This window comes from Bacillus sp. 16GRE42, from assembly GCF_019837435.1.
Taxonomy (GTDB): Bacteria; Bacillota; Bacilli; order Bacillales; family Bacillaceae_G; genus Bacillus_A; species Bacillus_A wiedmannii.
Map to the genome: position 1 here is coordinate 1 of NZ_JADAXF010000032.1, position 398 is coordinate 398.

Sequence of the window (398 nt, forward strand, 5' to 3'; positions counted from 1 at the left end):
TATTATAAATCCTATGGCGGAGAGCAAGGGATTCGAACCCTTGATACGCTTGTGACGTATACACGATTTCCAATCGTGCTCCTTCGGCCAACTCGGACAGCTCTCCAATGGCTCCGCAGGTAGGAATCGAACCTACGACCGATCGGTTAACAGCCGATAGCTCTACCGCTGAGCTACTGCGGAATAATATTGCCTGGCAACGTCCTACTCTCACAGGGACAAGGTCCCAACTACCATCGGCGCTAGAGAGCTTAACTTCCGTGTTCGGTATGGGAACGGGTGTGACCTCTCTGCCATCATTACCAGACATTATTCTTTTGAGACAATCATTATTATAACTTATTTTCTTTAAAAGTCAACAAGTTTTTTATGTTCTCTCAAAACTAGATAACATTGCT

2 tRNA genes and 1 rRNA gene are annotated in these 398 nt (G+C 45.2%); all 3 read right to left on the minus strand.

The window, feature by feature from the left end:
- Window positions 1-14 precede the first annotated feature (14 nt).
- The 3 genes from ILS93_RS28495 to rrf all read right to left on the minus strand — a co-directional run bounded on the left by ILS93_RS28495 (window position 15) and on the right by rrf (window position 307).
- Window positions 15-106: transfer RNA gene (locus ILS93_RS28495), tRNA-Ser, on the minus strand.
- Between the two features lie 2 nt (window positions 107-108).
- Window positions 109-183, minus strand: a tRNA-Asn gene (locus tag ILS93_RS28500).
- Between the two features lie 8 nt (window positions 184-191).
- Window positions 192-307: ribosomal RNA gene (gene rrf / locus ILS93_RS28505) — 5S ribosomal RNA — on the minus strand.
- Window positions 308-398: the final 91 nt, after the last annotated feature.